The sequence below is a fragment of the Pseudomonas sp. LBUM1640 genome, assembly GCF_059716225.1.
Genome location: NZ_CP166816.1, coordinates 292,782 through 307,932, shown reverse-complemented (window position 1 = coordinate 307,932; position 15,151 = coordinate 292,782). Strand labels below are relative to the sequence as shown.

Annotated in this window: 17 protein-coding genes; 11 read left to right on the top strand and 6 right to left on the bottom strand. The window is 58.3% G+C overall.

The features are described from left to right. Positions 1 to 58 precede the first annotated feature (58 nt). Both ACA065_RS01305 and ACA065_RS01300 read right to left on the bottom strand, forming a co-directional pair. A complete protein-coding gene (locus ACA065_RS01305) occupies positions 59 to 490 on the bottom strand; it encodes an acyl-CoA thioesterase (RefSeq protein WP_497692994.1) in 432 nt (143 codons plus the stop codon). A 23-nt stretch (positions 491 to 513) separates the two neighbouring features. After that, positions 514 to 2,451, bottom strand: a complete 1,938-nt coding sequence (locus tag ACA065_RS01300; protein ID WP_497692993.1) for a RecQ family ATP-dependent DNA helicase — start codon at positions 2,449 to 2,451, stop codon at positions 514 to 516. 294 nt (positions 2,452 to 2,745) lie between these two features. Here ACA065_RS01300 and ACA065_RS01295 point away from each other — a divergent pair, with 294 nt between their 5' ends. The 7 genes from ACA065_RS01295 (at position 2,746) to ACA065_RS01265 (ending at position 7,190) form a co-directional block, all read left to right on the top strand. Further along, a complete protein-coding gene (locus ACA065_RS01295; RefSeq protein WP_438870073.1) occupies positions 2,746 to 2,916 on the top strand; it encodes a YhfG family protein in 171 nt (56 codons plus the stop codon). After that, the gene (locus tag ACA065_RS01290; RefSeq protein ID WP_497692992.1) at positions 2,916 to 3,509 is read left to right on the top strand and encodes a putative adenosine monophosphate-protein transferase Fic; all 594 of its coding nucleotides are present in this window, start codon (positions 2,916 to 2,918) and stop codon (positions 3,507 to 3,509) included. The genes ACA065_RS01295 and ACA065_RS01290 overlap by 1 nt, the downstream gene beginning before the upstream one ends. A gap of 281 nt (positions 3,510 to 3,790) precedes the next feature. Continuing rightward, positions 3,791 to 4,114: a hypothetical protein gene (locus tag ACA065_RS01285; RefSeq protein WP_497692991.1), complete on the top strand. Its 324-nt coding sequence runs from the start codon at positions 3,791 to 3,793 to the stop codon at positions 4,112 to 4,114. A 302-nt stretch (positions 4,115 to 4,416) separates the two neighbouring features. After that, positions 4,417 to 4,908, top strand: coding sequence for a hypothetical protein (locus ACA065_RS01280; RefSeq protein ID WP_497692990.1), 492 nt, complete (start codon positions 4,417 to 4,419; stop codon positions 4,906 to 4,908). Continuing rightward, the gene (locus ACA065_RS01275; RefSeq protein WP_497692989.1) at positions 4,905 to 5,540 is read left to right on the top strand and encodes a DUF1493 family protein; all 636 of its coding nucleotides are present in this window, start codon (positions 4,905 to 4,907) and stop codon (positions 5,538 to 5,540) included. Before ACA065_RS01280 ends, ACA065_RS01275 begins: the two co-directional genes overlap by 4 nt. A gap of 269 nt (positions 5,541 to 5,809) precedes the next feature. Further along, positions 5,810 to 6,166 (top strand): DUF1493 family protein, encoded by a 357-nt coding sequence (locus ACA065_RS01270; protein WP_106577415.1) that lies wholly within the window; start codon positions 5,810 to 5,812, stop codon positions 6,164 to 6,166. 160 nt (positions 6,167 to 6,326) lie between these two features. Beyond that, positions 6,327 to 7,190 (top strand): EamA family transporter, encoded by an 864-nt coding sequence (locus ACA065_RS01265; protein WP_497692988.1) that lies wholly within the window; start codon positions 6,327 to 6,329, stop codon positions 7,188 to 7,190. Positions 7,191 to 7,247: 57 nt separating this feature from the next. Here the strand turns inward: ACA065_RS01265 and ACA065_RS01260 are convergent, their stop codons facing one another. Continuing rightward, on the bottom strand, positions 7,248 to 8,789 hold the full coding sequence (locus tag ACA065_RS01260; RefSeq protein ID WP_497692987.1) for a phosphoenolpyruvate carboxykinase: 1,542 nt from the start codon (positions 8,787 to 8,789) through the stop codon (positions 7,248 to 7,250). A gap of 179 nt (positions 8,790 to 8,968) precedes the next feature. Then, a complete protein-coding gene (gene hslO / locus ACA065_RS01255) occupies positions 8,969 to 9,871 on the bottom strand; it encodes an Hsp33 family molecular chaperone HslO (RefSeq protein WP_497692986.1) in 903 nt (300 codons plus the stop codon). Positions 9,872 to 9,996: 125 nt separating this feature from the next. On the opposite strand from hslO, the gene ACA065_RS01250 reads away from it, so the two are divergent. After that, positions 9,997 to 10,800, top strand: a complete 804-nt coding sequence (locus tag ACA065_RS01250) for a phosphatase PAP2 family protein (protein WP_497692985.1) — start codon at positions 9,997 to 9,999, stop codon at positions 10,798 to 10,800. Between the two features lie 136 nt (positions 10,801 to 10,936). On the opposite strand, the gene ACA065_RS01245 is transcribed toward ACA065_RS01250, so the two are convergent. Next, positions 10,937 to 11,344, bottom strand: coding sequence for an RNA-binding S4 domain-containing protein (locus ACA065_RS01245; protein WP_497692984.1), 408 nt, complete (start codon positions 11,342 to 11,344; stop codon positions 10,937 to 10,939). A gap of 116 nt (positions 11,345 to 11,460) precedes the next feature. Between ACA065_RS01245 and rimA the strand changes: the two genes are divergently transcribed. The 3 genes from rimA to rimK are packed head-to-tail and all read left to right on the top strand — an operon-like array spanning position 11,461 to position 13,638. Further along, positions 11,461 to 12,240, top strand: a complete 780-nt coding sequence (gene rimA / locus ACA065_RS01240) for a S6 modification regulatory phosphodiesterase RimA (protein ID WP_497692983.1) — start codon at positions 11,461 to 11,463, stop codon at positions 12,238 to 12,240. 13 nt (positions 12,241 to 12,253) lie between these two features. Beyond that, positions 12,254 to 12,736 carry a retropepsin-like aspartic endopeptidase RimB gene (gene rimB / locus ACA065_RS01235; RefSeq protein ID WP_497692982.1) on the top strand — a complete coding sequence of 161 codons (483 nt, stop codon included), beginning with the start codon at positions 12,254 to 12,256 and terminating at the stop codon, positions 12,734 to 12,736. After that, complete coding sequence (gene rimK, locus ACA065_RS01230) at positions 12,733 to 13,638, top strand: 30S ribosomal protein S6--L-glutamate ligase (RefSeq protein WP_025855543.1); 906 nt, start codon at positions 12,733 to 12,735, stop codon at positions 13,636 to 13,638. The genes rimB and rimK overlap by 4 nt, the downstream gene beginning before the upstream one ends. Positions 13,639 to 13,778: 140 nt before the next feature. On the opposite strand, the gene ACA065_RS01225 is transcribed toward rimK, so the two are convergent. Beyond that, entirely contained in the window at positions 13,779 to 15,092 is a 1,314-nt protein-coding gene (locus ACA065_RS01225) for an ATP-binding protein (protein ID WP_497692981.1), read from the bottom strand. Between the last annotated feature and the right edge of the window lie 59 nt (positions 15,093 to 15,151).

The window sequence follows — 15,151 nt, the reverse complement described above, 5'->3', positions numbered from 1 at the left end:
CGCATTCGCGAGCAAGCCCGCTCCCACATTTAGTTCTGCAGTGTTTGCAAAGGCGGGGTCACACCACCAACCGCTGCAACGCCTCGCGCAACCTCCCCGGAATCGTCACCGGCTGGTTCGACGCCCGGTCCACAAATACATGCACAAAACGCCCCGCCGCACAGGCTTCCTCCTCGCCTGACTTGAACACCGCCAACTCATACTGCACCGAGCTGTTACCCAACTTGCCCACCCGCAGGCCAATCTCTATGCGATCAGGAAACGCAATCGACGCGAAATAATCGCACGCCGAACTCACCACAAAGCCCACCACCTCACCGTCATGAATATCCAACCCGCCCTCTTCAATCAGGTAGGTATTCACCGCCGTGTCGAAGAAGCTGTAGTAGGTGACGTTATTCACATGGCCATACACATCGTTGTCGTGCCAACGCGTGATGATCGGCTGGAAGTGACGGTAGTCGGCGCGCAACGGCATTGAGTCAGGCATGTGCAGGTCTCGTGAAAGTGGCTTTACAGGTCATTCAAATGGGCTTCGGCCCACTCACGCACGTCGGCGTAGGGGTAGGCTTCCAGCGCAGCGAAACCCGCAATACCCCGCGCCTTCAACTTGGTAAACAACGGCACGCCAATACCACCGAGGAACCGCGTCAGCCGATCCGCGCCAGGCAAACTCCCGGTGTGCTCATGATGCCTGTGGATAAAATCACCGCACAGCCCCATGAAGTTTTTATCCACAAGCGGTGGCAGACTCGGCGGCGGCGGCAAATGTGCAACATGGCCGTGGCATACCGAGCAATGCCCGCAACGCAACGGCGCGTTTTCATCGCCAAAGTAGTGAGCCAAACGCTGCCCCAGGCAATGCTCGGTGGCAAATAGATCGAGCATGGCATGTATACGCGCCACCTCGGTCACCTCGTGCTGCTTGAAGCCTGTGTATAACTGCGCGCTCAACACCTGTGGATCAAAGTCGGTGTTCAGCAGGCTGTAGACCTCGGTCATCTGCTTGCTTTCCAGTTCGATCAGGCCCTGTTCCTGGAAGTAATCCAGCGCTTTCACCACTCGGCTGCGCTCGGCATTGTGCTGCTGGTAAAGCGCGTCGAAATCCACAGTCGCCCAGGCCCTGGCGCGATTGCACACTTGGATAATCGCTGCGACAAACTGCTGTCTCTCGCCGGAAAAACGCGCCAGCAAGGCCTCTGGCTCAATCAAGTATTTGAAGCGGTATTCGGCGTAAAACGCATAACGCGGCGCGATCACGCCCTTGAGCTCCAACTGCACCAACAACGTCTTGAGCGGCAGCTCGCGGATGTTGCTGTGGTCCGACAGCGACCTCAGCAGAAACTCCCACTGCCCCTCACCCCGCGCCGCCTGCAACTCGTTGAGTACACGAAGAATGCCCTCTTGCTCCGGCGTATCGCCGTACACAAAATTTTCCAGCACATTAAGGCTGTCGCGGTTGGCCAATACCAAGCAGTCGGACGGCTGCCCATCACGCCCTGCGCGGCCGATCTCCTGGCTGTAGTTCTCGATGGATTTAGGCAGGTCGAAGTGCACCACATTGCGGATGTCACTCTTATCGATGCCCATGCCGAACGCGATGGTGGCGACGATGCAATTGGAGCGCCCGCCCATAAAGCGTTGCTGGATACCCTCGCGTTTGTCGTGAGGCAAACCGGCGTGATAAGCCTCGGCCTGTATGCCGTTGCGGTTCAGGTGTTCGGCAATCTGTTCGGCGGTTTTCTGCAGGGTGACGTAGACGATGCTCGGCTGATTGGCCCGCTCGCTCATCCATTCGACCAAGCGCCGCCGTTTGTCGTAACCGCTTACCGGCTCCACCAGCAAGTTGAGGTTGGGCCGGTAGAAGCCCGTGGTGATGACATCGTCCGGTGCAATGGCGAACTTCGCCTGCATGTCGGCAATCACCTTGGGCGTGGCTGTAGCCGTCAGCAGCAGCGCTTGTGGGATATTGAACTGGCGCTGGTAGTCCGGCAGCTTCAAATAGTCCGGCCGGAAGTTGTGGCCCCACTCCGAAATACAGTGCGCCTCGTCCACCACCAGCAGCGAAATCTGCACGCTTTGCAGGAAGTTACGAAAGCGCTCGTTCTTCAAACGCTCCACGGAAATCATCAGGATTTTCAGCTCGCCCGAGCGTGCACGGGCCATCACATCATTGGCGTCCTCGCGGCTCTGTGCCGAATCGATACTGCCGGCTGAAATGCCATGGCGCTGCAGGAAACCCAACTGGTCCTGCATCAACGCCAACAGCGGCGACACCACCAGCGTCAAGTGCGGCAGCAGCACCGCCGACAGCTGATAACACAAAGACTTGCCCGAGCCTGTGGGGAAAATAGCCGCGGCCGAACGACCGGCCAGCACGGCGCTGACCGCGGCTTCCTGGCCCAAACGAAACTGTGGATAACCAAAGACCTGTTGGAGGGTGTTGTGCATAAGCTGTCACTCCATTGACCGCTGAGGGAGCCCAAAACATAGACCAGCACGCTCAGCGAATCGAGAAAGGTCGCAAGGAAAAAAGAGACAGGATGATACACGGGGTAGAGGATGGCCCAGGGCCGACGTGGGATGTTTCGCGCGGATTTGTCGGAGTACTAAGAACCCGATGTAGGAGCTGCATTTTAGATCCGCTCTACCCGCTGACTTAGCAGTTCTGCGTTTGATTTTATCCCGCCTGCGAACTGAAGCATTGCGCTACAATCAAGCCTTGCGACCCAGGAGTGCGCTGCAATGAGCGAACCGACGTTTGAGCAAAAACAGGATCACTACCACAAGATCCGCCGTTCCAACTACCTGGCCAGCCTGCGTCTGGAGGGCTTCGACACCCAACCAACCGATGTCGACAAACCCTTGCCGACCCGCGAAGCCGTTCTTGCCAAGTACCGTAAAACCCCGCACTGATGCTCGACAAATACGGGATGGGCCAGGATCCGTACTGCTATCCCGGTAGCGGCGTCCTGCGCAACCGCCTCGATTTGCGCGACGAAATACTTCTACATCAAGCCGAGCGCGAACTATCCGAAATCGCTGTAGGCAGCCTCCCACTCTATCCGCCGCCCTACGACTTCACACGACTGCAACACATCCACCGCACCCTGTTCGGCGACATCTACGACTGGGCCGGGGAGCTGCGCAGCGTCAACATCCAGAAAGGCGACACCCTGTTCTGCACACCGGAACGTATCCCGCCGGAAGCGGCGAAAATCATCCGGCACATGGAACAGGCGAACTGGTATGTCGGTGCAACCCAGGCTGAGCTAGTGCCCCTGATTGCCGAGGCTTATGGCGACCTCAACGTCATACACCCCTTTCGCGAAGGCAACGGCCGGGCGCAGCGGATTTTATTCGAGCAGATAATCGTGAATGCCGGTTTTTCGGTGAATTGGTGGCTGGTTAAGCACGCGGCATGGATACCGGCGAACATTGATGCGGTGGCGTGTGATTATCGGGGGCTTGAGGCGATTTTTGAGCGGTGTATCAGCGTACCTCGCTAAACAGCCTTTTGCCTGTATTGCATCATCCGACCCCACCCACCTATAGTTCGCCCCTCGCTGCAAAATCAGCGATCGGGTTTGGTCACCCGATACAGAGTTCACATACGCACCTTCAGATGTCGTAGGCACTCCTGTGCCCACACGCTTCATGGCGGCTGTGTTTGGGACGCTTTCGGGCGTGCCGGGTGAATCTCTGCCGGTTGACCAACCTGGACACAGTCCGCCACCCATCGCTTGGTCACGATGATGGCGGTCCTCTAAATACACAGAGATTCAAATCAATGAACGCTATAAATCCGTCTGAAAATCGCTATCGTCAGCTACGCACTAACTTCACCGACACCCACCCTCTCATCATCGACACCGAAGCCAGCGCCGAAGACATCCAGTCCGCCGCCCACCAGCGCATCCGCGCCGCCACCGACCTACTGGAAACTTTCACCTGCCTGACCTTCGAACACGCCGACCTTAAAGACATCTCCCACATCGTTAATGCCTTGTACCTGCTTGTTCAGGATGGCTGTGATTTGTTGGAAGCGGTGCAGCACGTAAAGCTGCAACCGACAGTCGATAAGCAAACACAACCAAGCCAGCCGCTGAGTTAAAACTGTGGGAGCTGGCTTGTCGAATCGTCGCGCCGCTGCGATAGCAGAATATCAGGCTACATTTCTGTACTTGAAACACCGCCATCGCTCGGTGCGACGATTCGACAAACCGGCTCCCACATTTGATGGGCGCTGCTCAAAAAATCACTGTCAAACCGCAAATACCGGAAAGCACCGTGAGAAACCGCAAAACACAGCGTAGTCCCCTTCCTAAACTGCTTAAAACACCTGCCCAACCCTCTACATAACTCCCCGTTGTATGACGGAAACTAGCGCTCTCACAATTGCGCTGGCAAAGATCTGTGAACATCGAAAGGACTCAATACATCGGCCATTATGGCGTCACCTTCACGGTGATTCGTTTTACCGTTTTACCTGCCCACAAACACGCTCTAACAAACCTCTGCTTGTTAGAAGCCGGTGCTTCGGCAAACGAGGTACGTTATCGACTGGCAGATCTCTACGAGAAGATGCTCGCCCGTGATTTGCCTTGCAAGATGACAGTCGCGATCTCCAAGCCACTGACCCGACAGCAAGCTGATCTGCTTAACGAGCGCGGGACCATCGTCACCCTACTATTGGCTGGAGCCTTCAGCGTACCCATTCACCCGCTTTCGAAACCTGTAGCACGCACTATCGGCGCCACAGTGGGCCTAATCACCAAAAGCATCATTCGCAGTTATCACGCAGGTGATGTGATCGTCGGAATTGAAGCTGAGGTCAACGGGGGAATAGGCCCTCAGCGCTCTATGTCTGCAATGGTCATTCAATTTCAGGGAGGAGGGCCACGATGATGGACTACCTCCAATGGATCATTTTTATCCTGCTGAGCGTTGTCCTAGACAACAAAATGAGGTCCCGAAACCTTAGAAAATATGTCGGTTTGTTACTGTTGGCTGGAGGCCTGGTCTGCGCAATATGGCTCCCTTACTGGGCACATGAAGTCCGACTCCCAAGCCTGCCTATTGGTGCGATGCTGTTAGGCTCTGGCCTATATCTAGATCGGCATCGCTATAGCCGAATCAGGCCCTCTCACCCATTGCTCGTCGCCCCCACACTTAACCTGGCAGCCGACTTTCCCGACGACCCCGTCATGCTTCATCTGCTGCAGCTCGTGCATGAAGATGTGGGCTTGCCCAAACATCAAGCTCTCAGCCTCAGTACTTCAATAAATCATGATCTCGGATGTAGCAGCTCTGAGGCCAGAAAATTGATGGCAGCACTGAAGCAAGATTTCGGCATGAGGCTCGGAGACTACAGGAGCAATCGCTATTTCAAGCGTCGAGGCTTTGACGTGTATTTGCGACATGTGGACAGAGGCAGCAAAGGTAAAATTCCGCTCACCATCGACATGCTCTACCAAGCCGTCAAAGCCAAACGCTGGAACACACAGGCACTCGAAGCAGGGAGATTTGAAGAGTCATGAATATCGTCCTGCAAATAGCCTGTTTCTTCGGTTTTTACCTTGTACTACATTACCAAATCACTGACCCTATTCTCAGAAAACGCCTTGCAATCACATTCCTCGCAATCGGCCTAACACTGACGTTCTTACTACCCTACGTGGCGATAATCCTTAGAATGCCCTTTCTCCCTGCCTTCGTATTCTTGATAGGCTTGGCACTCTTCATCACCCGCAACAAATACCGGCTAAAACGCAACCATCCCCCTCACCCACTCCTGCGTGCCCCCACCATGAACCTCGCCCCCAACTTCCCCGAAGACCCCGTCATGCAGCAGCTCCTGCAATTGCTGCACGAAGAAATCGGCCTGCCAAAACACAAGACCCTTCGCCTTGAAACCTCGCTCAACTTTGACCTGGGCTGCGACCGCGCCGAGGCCAAGCAATTCATGGAAGCGCTGGAGCAGGATTTTGCCGTCGACCTGGGCGACTACGACGCTTATCGTTACTTCCAGCCGCCGGTGTTCGATGTTTTCCTCAAGCGTCGGGCCAAAGGCCGGGGCGACAAGATCCCGCTGACCATCGGCATGCTCTACCTGGCTATCAAGACCCATAGCTGGGACACGCAAACCCTGGAAAACCTCAGCTGATCCCAAGAATACTGAGGATCAAATGTGGGAGCGGGCTTGCTCGCGAAGGCGGTGTGTCAGGCAGAGTATTTCTCACTGATCCATCGCATTCGCGAGCAAGCCCGCTCCCACATGGGTTCTGCGTTAATCTGGCCAATTGCATACATACCAAGGACCGTACATGGACGTAATAATGGGCCTGCTGGCCGCCCTGCTTTGGGGCGGCACGGACTTCCTCGTGGGCCTCAACGCCCGGGCCGTCGGCGTTAAACGCGCGGTCTACTTCGGCCAAGCCCTCGGCTTTTTGATCATGACCTTGCTGCTGATCATCTTCCCGACGTTCCTGTTCAAGTCCCTAAATGCCCCGTTGAGCGTCTGGCTCCTGGGCATCACGGCCGCCCTGCTCACCGTTTCCGGCGCCCTCGCGCTGTCCAAGGCCTTCGCCTTGGGCAAAGCCGCTATCGTCGCGCCACTGGTTACCTCCTACGGTGTGGTCACCACGCTGCTGTCCTGGGCCAGCGGTGAGCACATCAGCCTGACCCAACTCGGCTGCATCGGCCTGTGCGTCGTCGGCGTAATCCTCTCCAGCATCCACAAGGACAACGGCGCGCCCCATAACAACCCGCGCCTGTCCATCGCCTACGCCCTGCTCGCCGCCTTGCTCTACGGCACCAGCTTTTGGCTGCAAGGCCGCTACACGTTGCCCGCCCTGGGGCCGATCACCATGTTGTGGCTGGGTTACCTGGTGGGCCTGTGCGTACTGGTGGTGATGGTGCTGAAGATCAAGGACGGCCTGAAAATCCCGCCGCTGAAAAACTGCGCGACGTTGACCGGTGCGAGTTTGATGAACCTGGGCGGGTTCTCGGCGTTTTCGTGGGGGGTAATGGCGGGGTCGGTTTCAGTGGTGACGGTGATCAGTACGTTGTCAGGCGGGATTGCGGCGATTTTGGGGTTCGTATTTTTCAAGGAGCGGTTGTCGGCGGTGCAGGTGCTGGGCGTTGCGTTGGTGTTGGTCGGTGCCGTGGTTTTGCACATCGTCGATTAACCCTTCGCGCACAAAAAAGCCGCCCACAAGAGGCGGCTTTTTCACAACAACCGAACCTTACACCTCAGGCCCAGCTGCCTTGATCGCATCGCTCACGTCAAACTTCTTGAAGTTCTCGGTGAACAGACCCGCCAGCGCTTTCGCCGCTTCGTCGTAAGCAGCTTTGTCAGCCCAGGTGTTACGTGGGTTCAACAGGCCGGTGTCAACGCCCGGCACAGCCAATGGCACGTCGAGGTTGATGGTGTCGAGGTGTTCAGTTTCAGCACCGATCAACGCGCCGCTCTGGATCGCTGCGATCACGCCGCGAGTGGTCGGGATGTTGAAGCGTTTGCCGACGCCGTAGCCGCCGCCGGTCCAGCCGGTGTTGACCAGGTAGACCTTGGAGCCGAAGCCGCGCACGCGCTTGATCAGCAGTTCTGCGTATTCACCGGCCGGGCGTGGGAAGAACGGCGCGCCGAAGCAGGTGGAGAAGGTCGACTTGATGCCGCTGCCCGAACCCATTTCGGTCGAGCCCACCAGTGCGGTGTAGCCGGACAGGAAGTGGTAGGCCGCTTGCTCTTCGCTGAGGATCGACACGGGCGGCAGTACGCCGGTCAGGTCGCAGGTCAGGAAGATCACCGCGTTTGGCTCACCGCCCAGGTTGTGCTCGGAGCGCTTGGCAACGTGCTCCAGCGGGTAGGCGGCGCGGCTGTTCTGGGTCAGGCTGACGTTGGTGTAGTCGGCGTGCTTGGCATCGTCGATCACCACGTTTTCGAGCACGGTGCCGTGCTTGATGGCTTTCCAGATAACCGGCTCGTTCTTCTCGGACAGGTCGATGCACTTGGCATAGCAACCGCCTTCGATGTTGAACACCACGCCTTCGCCCCAGCCGTGTTCGTCGTCACCGATCAGGTAACGGCTTTCATCGGCCGAAAGGGTGGTTTTGCCGGTGCCCGACAGGCCGAAGAACAGGGTCACGTCGCCAGCTTCGCCGATGTTGGCGGCGCAGTGCATTGGCAGCACGTCGGCGGCCGGCAGCAGGAAGTTCTGCACCGAGAACATGGCTTTTTTCATTTCACCGGCGTAACGCATACCGGCGATCAGGACTTTTTTCTGGGCGAAATTGAGGATCACGCAGCCGTCGGAGTTGGTGCCGTCACGCTCTGGCACGCACTCGAAGTTGGCGACGTTGAGCACTTGCCACTCATCACGGCCGGCCGGGTTGTACTGGGCCGGGTTGATGAACAGGCAACGACCGAACAGGTTCTGCCAGGCAGTCTGGGTGGTCATTTTCACGGCCAGGTAGTGGTCTTGCGCAGCCCCTACGTGAACGTGGGAAACGAAATGCTCTTGCGCGTTGTTGAAGGCTTCGACGCGAGCCCACAAGGCGTCGAACTTGTCGGCCGGGAACTTGCGGTTGATCGGGCCCCAGGCAATGGCGTCCTGGGTGGAAGGCTCTTCAACGATGAAGCGGTCGACCGGCGAACGACCGGTACGATGACCGGTTTCTACGACCAGCGCGCCAGTATCGGCAAGCACGCCTTCACCGCGCTGCAGGGCTTCTTTAACCAGATCGTCAACACTCAGATCGGTGTATACGGCGTTATTGGCTTGCGTCATGAGGTTCCCCGTCGGCCTATGGCCGAGTGCTCCAAACGTTTTGTAGTAGAAAGTTGCGCACTACTACCGCGAAAAAAGTGGGCCGGATTATGCCAGAAAAGCCCAAAAAGAGTAGGGCCCTCCCGTCAGAACTGCGCTAATCCGGCGTTTGTCAGGTGATTTACCTGTGCTTAAACGTTTTAGTGGCGGGTGTCGGAAGGGGTGTCGATGCCTGCGCCGGCGAATAATTGGGCTACATCGGCGGCATCGAACAGGTAACGCTGGTTGCAGAACTGGCAGTCGATCTCGATATTGCCGCCGTGTTCCACCACCAGGTTCTGCGCATCTTCCAGGCCCAGGCTGACCAAGGCATTCGCCGAACGCTCGCGCGAGCAGCTGCAACGGAAGCGCAGGCCCTGTGCGTCAAACAGGCGTACGGCCTCTTCGTGGTACAGGCGATGCAGGATGGTTTCGTTGTCCAGGCCCAGCAGCTCTTCAGCGGTCAGGGTGCCGGCCAGGGCGGTCAGTTTGCGCCAGCTGTCGGTGCGCTCATCGTCGTCCTTGATGCGGTCGGCCGGCAGTTGCTGCAGCAACAGGCCACGGGCGCGCTTGCCATCGGCATTCAGCCAGAACTTGGTGCCGACTTGCTGGGACATCACGAAGTAATTGGTGAAGCAGTCCGACAAGGTCTCGCCGTCGAGGTCGACGATGCCTTGGTAGCGCTGGCCTTCAGTCGGGTCGACGGTGATCGCCAGCACGCCGTTGGCCATCAGGTCGGACAGGGTCGCGTCCGGCGCGATGCGCTCGGCGTCATAACGGGCCAGGCCACGGATTTCGCGCTCGCTGGAGCACTCGATCATCAGCATCGGCACGGGGCCTTCGGAACGCGCCTGCAAAATCAGCAAACCGTCGAACTTCATGGTGCCCACCAGCAGCGAAGCCGCCGCCATCAGCTCACCCAGCAGCTGCGCGACCGGCTCCGGATAGGGGTGCTTGGCGAGGACTTCGGCATAGCTGCGCTCCAGCGAGACCAGTTCGCCGCGGGCGTCGTTCTCATCGAAGATGAAGCGTTGGGTGAAGTCGGTATCCGGTAGATCAGTCATAGGTCTGGGTATCTGAATTGATGACAAATTGATTACAAGGTTTATAAAATTAAACGCTTTAGCACCCTATTGGTGCGGCTTTCTCCTGGAAACGGAGAGCTAAACAGAGCGAAGAGGGACAGTTTATGAACAATCCGGGTTTGTTCCAAGCCAAGTGGAACCTCCGGCGATGGGCTCTGTGCAATCTACTCGCTATCGGACTGCTGTGTTTTTGGCTGTGGCCCACGGGCCAGAGGCTGTGTGTGATTTTCGACGAATGGCTGTTTCACCTGCTCAATGACCCGTTGGCGAGTAACTCGACATGGCTGCACGTGTGGGCCGTCGCCAGTTTGCGGCCATTTGATGCGGTGGTCGGGGTGATTTTGCTGACGCTGTTGATTCGGGGTAATTGGGTGTTCAAGGCGGTGCAGGTGCGCCAGGCGTTCTTTGGCTTTTTCGGCATTCTGCTGTTGCTGCTGTTCATCCGCATGCTGTTTTCCAAACTCGCGGCGCAGATGGGCTGGCAGCACAGCAGCCCGTCGATGATGATCAGCGGCGCGATTCATATGAGTGACTACTTCCCGGGGCTGGAGAAAACCTGGGAGCTGAAGGACCGTTCAAGCCAGAGTTTCCCGGGTGATCATGCATCGGTACTGCTGATCTGGGGCATGTTCATGACGGTATTTGCCAAGCGAATCGGCCAGGTGTTGGTGATCTGGGGCCTGGCGCTGTTGTTCATGATGCCGCGCTTGGTGGCAGGCGCGCATTGGGGGCAGGACGATTACATCGGCGGCGTGTTGCTGGCGTTGTTGGCGCTGGGGTGGGGTTACTACACGCCGTTTGCGGCGAAGGTGTCGGGCGCATTGTTGCGGCTGACGGCGCCGATCTTCGGGTTGCTCGGCAAGCTGCCGGTGATCGGGCGATTGAGCGTGATGCGCACTACCGCGTAACAGCGCAGGCTTAATGTGGGAGCGGGCTTGCTCGCGAAGGCGGTGTGTCAGGTTAAGAATTTTTCACTGACCCACCGCTTTCGCGAGCAAGCCCGCTGCCACATTTGGATCTCCATGTTGCTGGAGATTTGCACAATCAATCGTCATTGCCGCTGCCGCGAAACCTGAACAAATCGCGGCGCTGCTTCTTGCTCGGCTTGCCATCAGTGGTCATGCCGGTAGCACCGGCCTTGCGCATGGCCGCTGCGTTTTCGCGCTTGGCGATGCTGGCTTCGGTTTCGGTGTACAGCGCCTGCGCTTCGGGGGCCCCACGGCGCACGACGGACAGCGCCTGCACCACGACAGTCTTTTCATCGAACCCCACACGAATCTGCAGCTCATCACCGACGCGCGGTTCCTTGCCCGGCTTGCAGCGCTCGCCGCGATGGTGCACCTTGCCGCTCTCAATCGCGGCCTTGGCCAGGGCACGGGTTTTAAAGAAACGCGCCGCCCACAGCCACTTGTCCAAACGGACCTTTTCTTCCTCTTCCTGCTTTTGAGCCACTTGAATTCCTCGCTCTGAAAAATGTCGCAACTTTACCGTTGAAGCCCGTCGACGCATAAACCCCAACGCTCACCTAAGATACGCCAGGCACCACCCTGTTTTCGCGAGGATACGCTGTGACCGACTTCCCCACTTCACTCACCTCGCCCGACCAGCGTTGCGTGGGTTGCAAGCAAAGCGAGCCCCTGGGTTTCGATTTTGCGTTTGCCTACCAGCCTATCGTAGATCTTCGGGATCATTCGATCTTCGCCCACGAGGCATTGGTGCGTGGCATCCATGGCGAAGGGGCGCTGTCTGTGCTGGACCAGGTCAATGAGAGCAACCGCTACCGCTTCGACCAACGTTGCCGCACCCAGGCGATTGCCGGGGCTGCCGCCTTGGGGATGCAAACCCACCTTTCGATCAACTTCATGCCCAATGCCGTGTATCGGCCGGAGCTGTGCATCCGCAGCACCCTGGAGGCGGCTCGTGCGCATAACTTTCCGCTGGACCAACTGATTTTCGAGACACTGGAAAGCGAGCACGTAGATAACTATCGCCATTTGACCCATATTCTGCGTGAATACCGCGAATTCGGCTTCAAGACCGCCATCGACGATTTCGGCGCGGGCTATTCGGGGCTGAACCTGCTGGCCGATTTCCAACCTGACCTGATCAAACTCGACATGGCGCTGATTCGCGATGTCGACCAGGATCGTGTCCGACAGGTAATCGTCCAGGGGATTGTCACAATCTGTGAGCAGTTGGGCGTTACTGTCATCGCCGAAGGCATCGAAAGTGCCGGCGAGCGCGACTTTCTGTCCGACTGCGGAATATTTCTGATGCAAGGTTATTGGTTCGCCAAGCCTGCATTCAAAGCCCTGGCCGAGGTTTCACCTCACGCCTGGGCGAACTGATCGGTTACCCATATTGAAGACATTTGACCATTTGACCGTTGTGGGTCTGCGTGAGTGGGTGGCACTTCCCGACTTGGGAGTGGCGGGCCTGCGCGCAAAGATCGACACCGGCGCCAGCACGTCCAGCCTGCACGCCACTGATATCGAGCCATTTGAGCGCGACGGTGAGAAGTGGGTGCGCTTTACCGCGCACTTGGGCAGCGTGGTGCAACTGCGTCACCGCCGTTGCGAAGCGCCGCTGGTGACGATGAAAACCATCAAGAGCTCCAACGGCCATGCGCAGGTGCGCTATGTGATCAGCACCACCCTGGCGTTGGGTGATCGGGTGTGGCGGGTGGAGTTCACCCTCGCCTGCCGCAAGGCCATGCGTTACCGCCTGCTGCTGGGCTCCAAGGCGTTGATTGACGGCCATTTGGTGGTCAGTCCCGGCGTCAAGTACGTTCAAGACAAGCCGGTGTTCCCGGTCTCTACTCTTTCTGTCCCAGGTGCTGCATGAAGATTGCTGTGCTGTCGCGAAACCCGCGTCTGTATTCCACCCGCCGCCTGGTCGAGGCCGGCACCGAACGAGGCCATGAAATGGTGGTGATCGACACGTTGCGGGCCTATATGAACATTGCCAGCCACAAGCCGCAGATCCATTACCGGGGCAAGCCGCTGGAAGGCTTCGATGCGGTGATCCCGCGTATCGGCGCCTCGGTGACGTTTTATGGCTGCGCGGTGTTGCGCCAGTTTGAAATGATGGGGGTATTTCCCCTCAATGAATCGGTCGCTATCGCTCGCTCGCGGGACAAGCTGCGTTCACTGCAGCTGCTGTCGCGTCGCGGGATCGGCTTGCCGGTAACCGGCTTTGCCCACTCCCCCGATGACATTCCCGACCTCATCGATATGGTCAACGGCGCGCCGCTGGTGATCAAGGTACTGGAAGGCACCCAGGGCATCGGCGTGGTGCTGTGTGAAACCGCGACCGCTGCGGAGTCGGTGATCGAGGCATTCATGGGCCTCAAGCAAAACATCATGGTGCAGGAATACATCAAGGAGGCCGGCGGTGCGGATATCCGCTGCTTCGTGGTGGGTGACAAGGTAATCGCGGCGATGAAACGCCAGGCCAAGCCTGGGGAGTTCCGTTCCAACCTGCACCGTGGCGGCAGCGCCAGCCTGATCAAGATCACCCCGGAGGAACGCATGACCGCGCTGCGGGCGGCAAAGGTGATGGGTTTGGCGGTAGCGGGTGTGGATATCTTGCGCTCCAACCACGGCCCCTTGGTGATGGAAGTGAACTCTTCGCCCGGCCTGGAAGGCATTGAAACCACCACCGGGAAGGATGTGGCGGGGATCATCATTCAGCATCTGGAAAAGAATGGTGGGCCGAATATGACCCGGACCAAGGGCAAGGGCTGATACACGGCAAGCTTTGACACCCTGCAAAACCAGTGTGGGAGCGGGCTTGCTCGCGAATGCGGTGGGTCAGTCTTGAATTAGATGACTGATCCATTGCATTCGCGAGCAAGCCCGCTCCCACATTTGATTTCTGTTGTTTGTCAGACCGCGTCTCTTGGCAGCATAAGGCCAAGTGGCAACCGCACCCGCGCTTCCAGGCCGCCCTCTTCGCGGTTGCGCAATTCGACATTGCCGCCATGCATCGAGGCAATCCGCCGCACAATCGCCAAGCCCAAGCCTGTGCCCTTGCCACCGCGGGCCCGATCGCCACGGGTGAACGGGTTAAAAATCCCTTCCAATTCCGCCGGGTCGATGCCCGTGCCACGGTCCATCACACTGAGCACCACATAAGGCGCTGCGCTGTCGCCGGACACATACGCCGCCACTTCCACATCGGAACCGGCATGGTGCAAGGCATTGCCGATCAGGTTGTTCAGCAGGCGCTTCATCGACACCCGACGCAACGCAAACGGCCGGATCGGCTCAAGGCGCATGCGCACCTGTTCGCCGTTCTGGTTGTAGGGCGCCACGACCTCACGTACCAGGTCCGTCAGGTCGACTTCCTCCACCACCTCATCGCGGCCATCACGAATAAACGCCAGGAACTGGTCGAGAATCGCATCCATGTCCTCGATGTCACGCACCATGTCATCCGTCAGGTCGGTATGGTTGCCCATCAGCTCCAGGGACAGCCGCAACCGTGTCAGCGGCGTGCGCAGATCATGGGACACGCCCGCCAGCATCAGCTCGCGCTCGCGGCCGGCCTGTTCGACGTCTTCCGCCATCTGGTTGAAGGCGCCGTACACTTCGGTCATCTCGCTGGGCGTATCGCTGACCGGCAGGCGCACGCTGCGGCCCTGCCCCAGTTGGCGAGCCGCGAATACCAGGCGTTTGAGCGGTTGGTTGAGCTGGCGCACGAAAATCCACGCGGACGCCGTTGAAAGCAACCCGATGGCCAGGAACCAACCCAGCACGTTCCAGATCTTCTGCCCCCGCAACGGGTGCGGGTACAGCGGCACTTTCAGCCAATCCTGCCCCAGGCTCGGTGCCCGCACCCACAACGCCGGCGACACATGCATACGCAGCCGCACCTCGGTGTCTTCACCCAGTTCGGCCTGCATCTGGCGCTGGTAAATCTCACTGTACGGCCAATGCTGCTCGCCTTCCGGCACACCTGCGCCAGCGACACGCACCAGGGTAGCGGCCTTGGCGATCTTTTCGCGGTTCTCAGGGTCGGCCGCCCAATAGGCGCGCAGCGTCAGGGCGACACCGTGGCTGTACTGCCTGTCCACCAGCACGTCTTCGTTCATCAACAGATAAACCAGCGTCAGTGCCTTGGAAAACAGAACGACGATCAGCACCAGCCAAAGGGTGCGTGAGAAGAAACTTTGCGGGAACCACAACGGGGTTTTCATAGGAGACTGCCAGACACCTTGCAGAAACGAGCGGCGCTCGCAGAAATGCAGACGCCGGG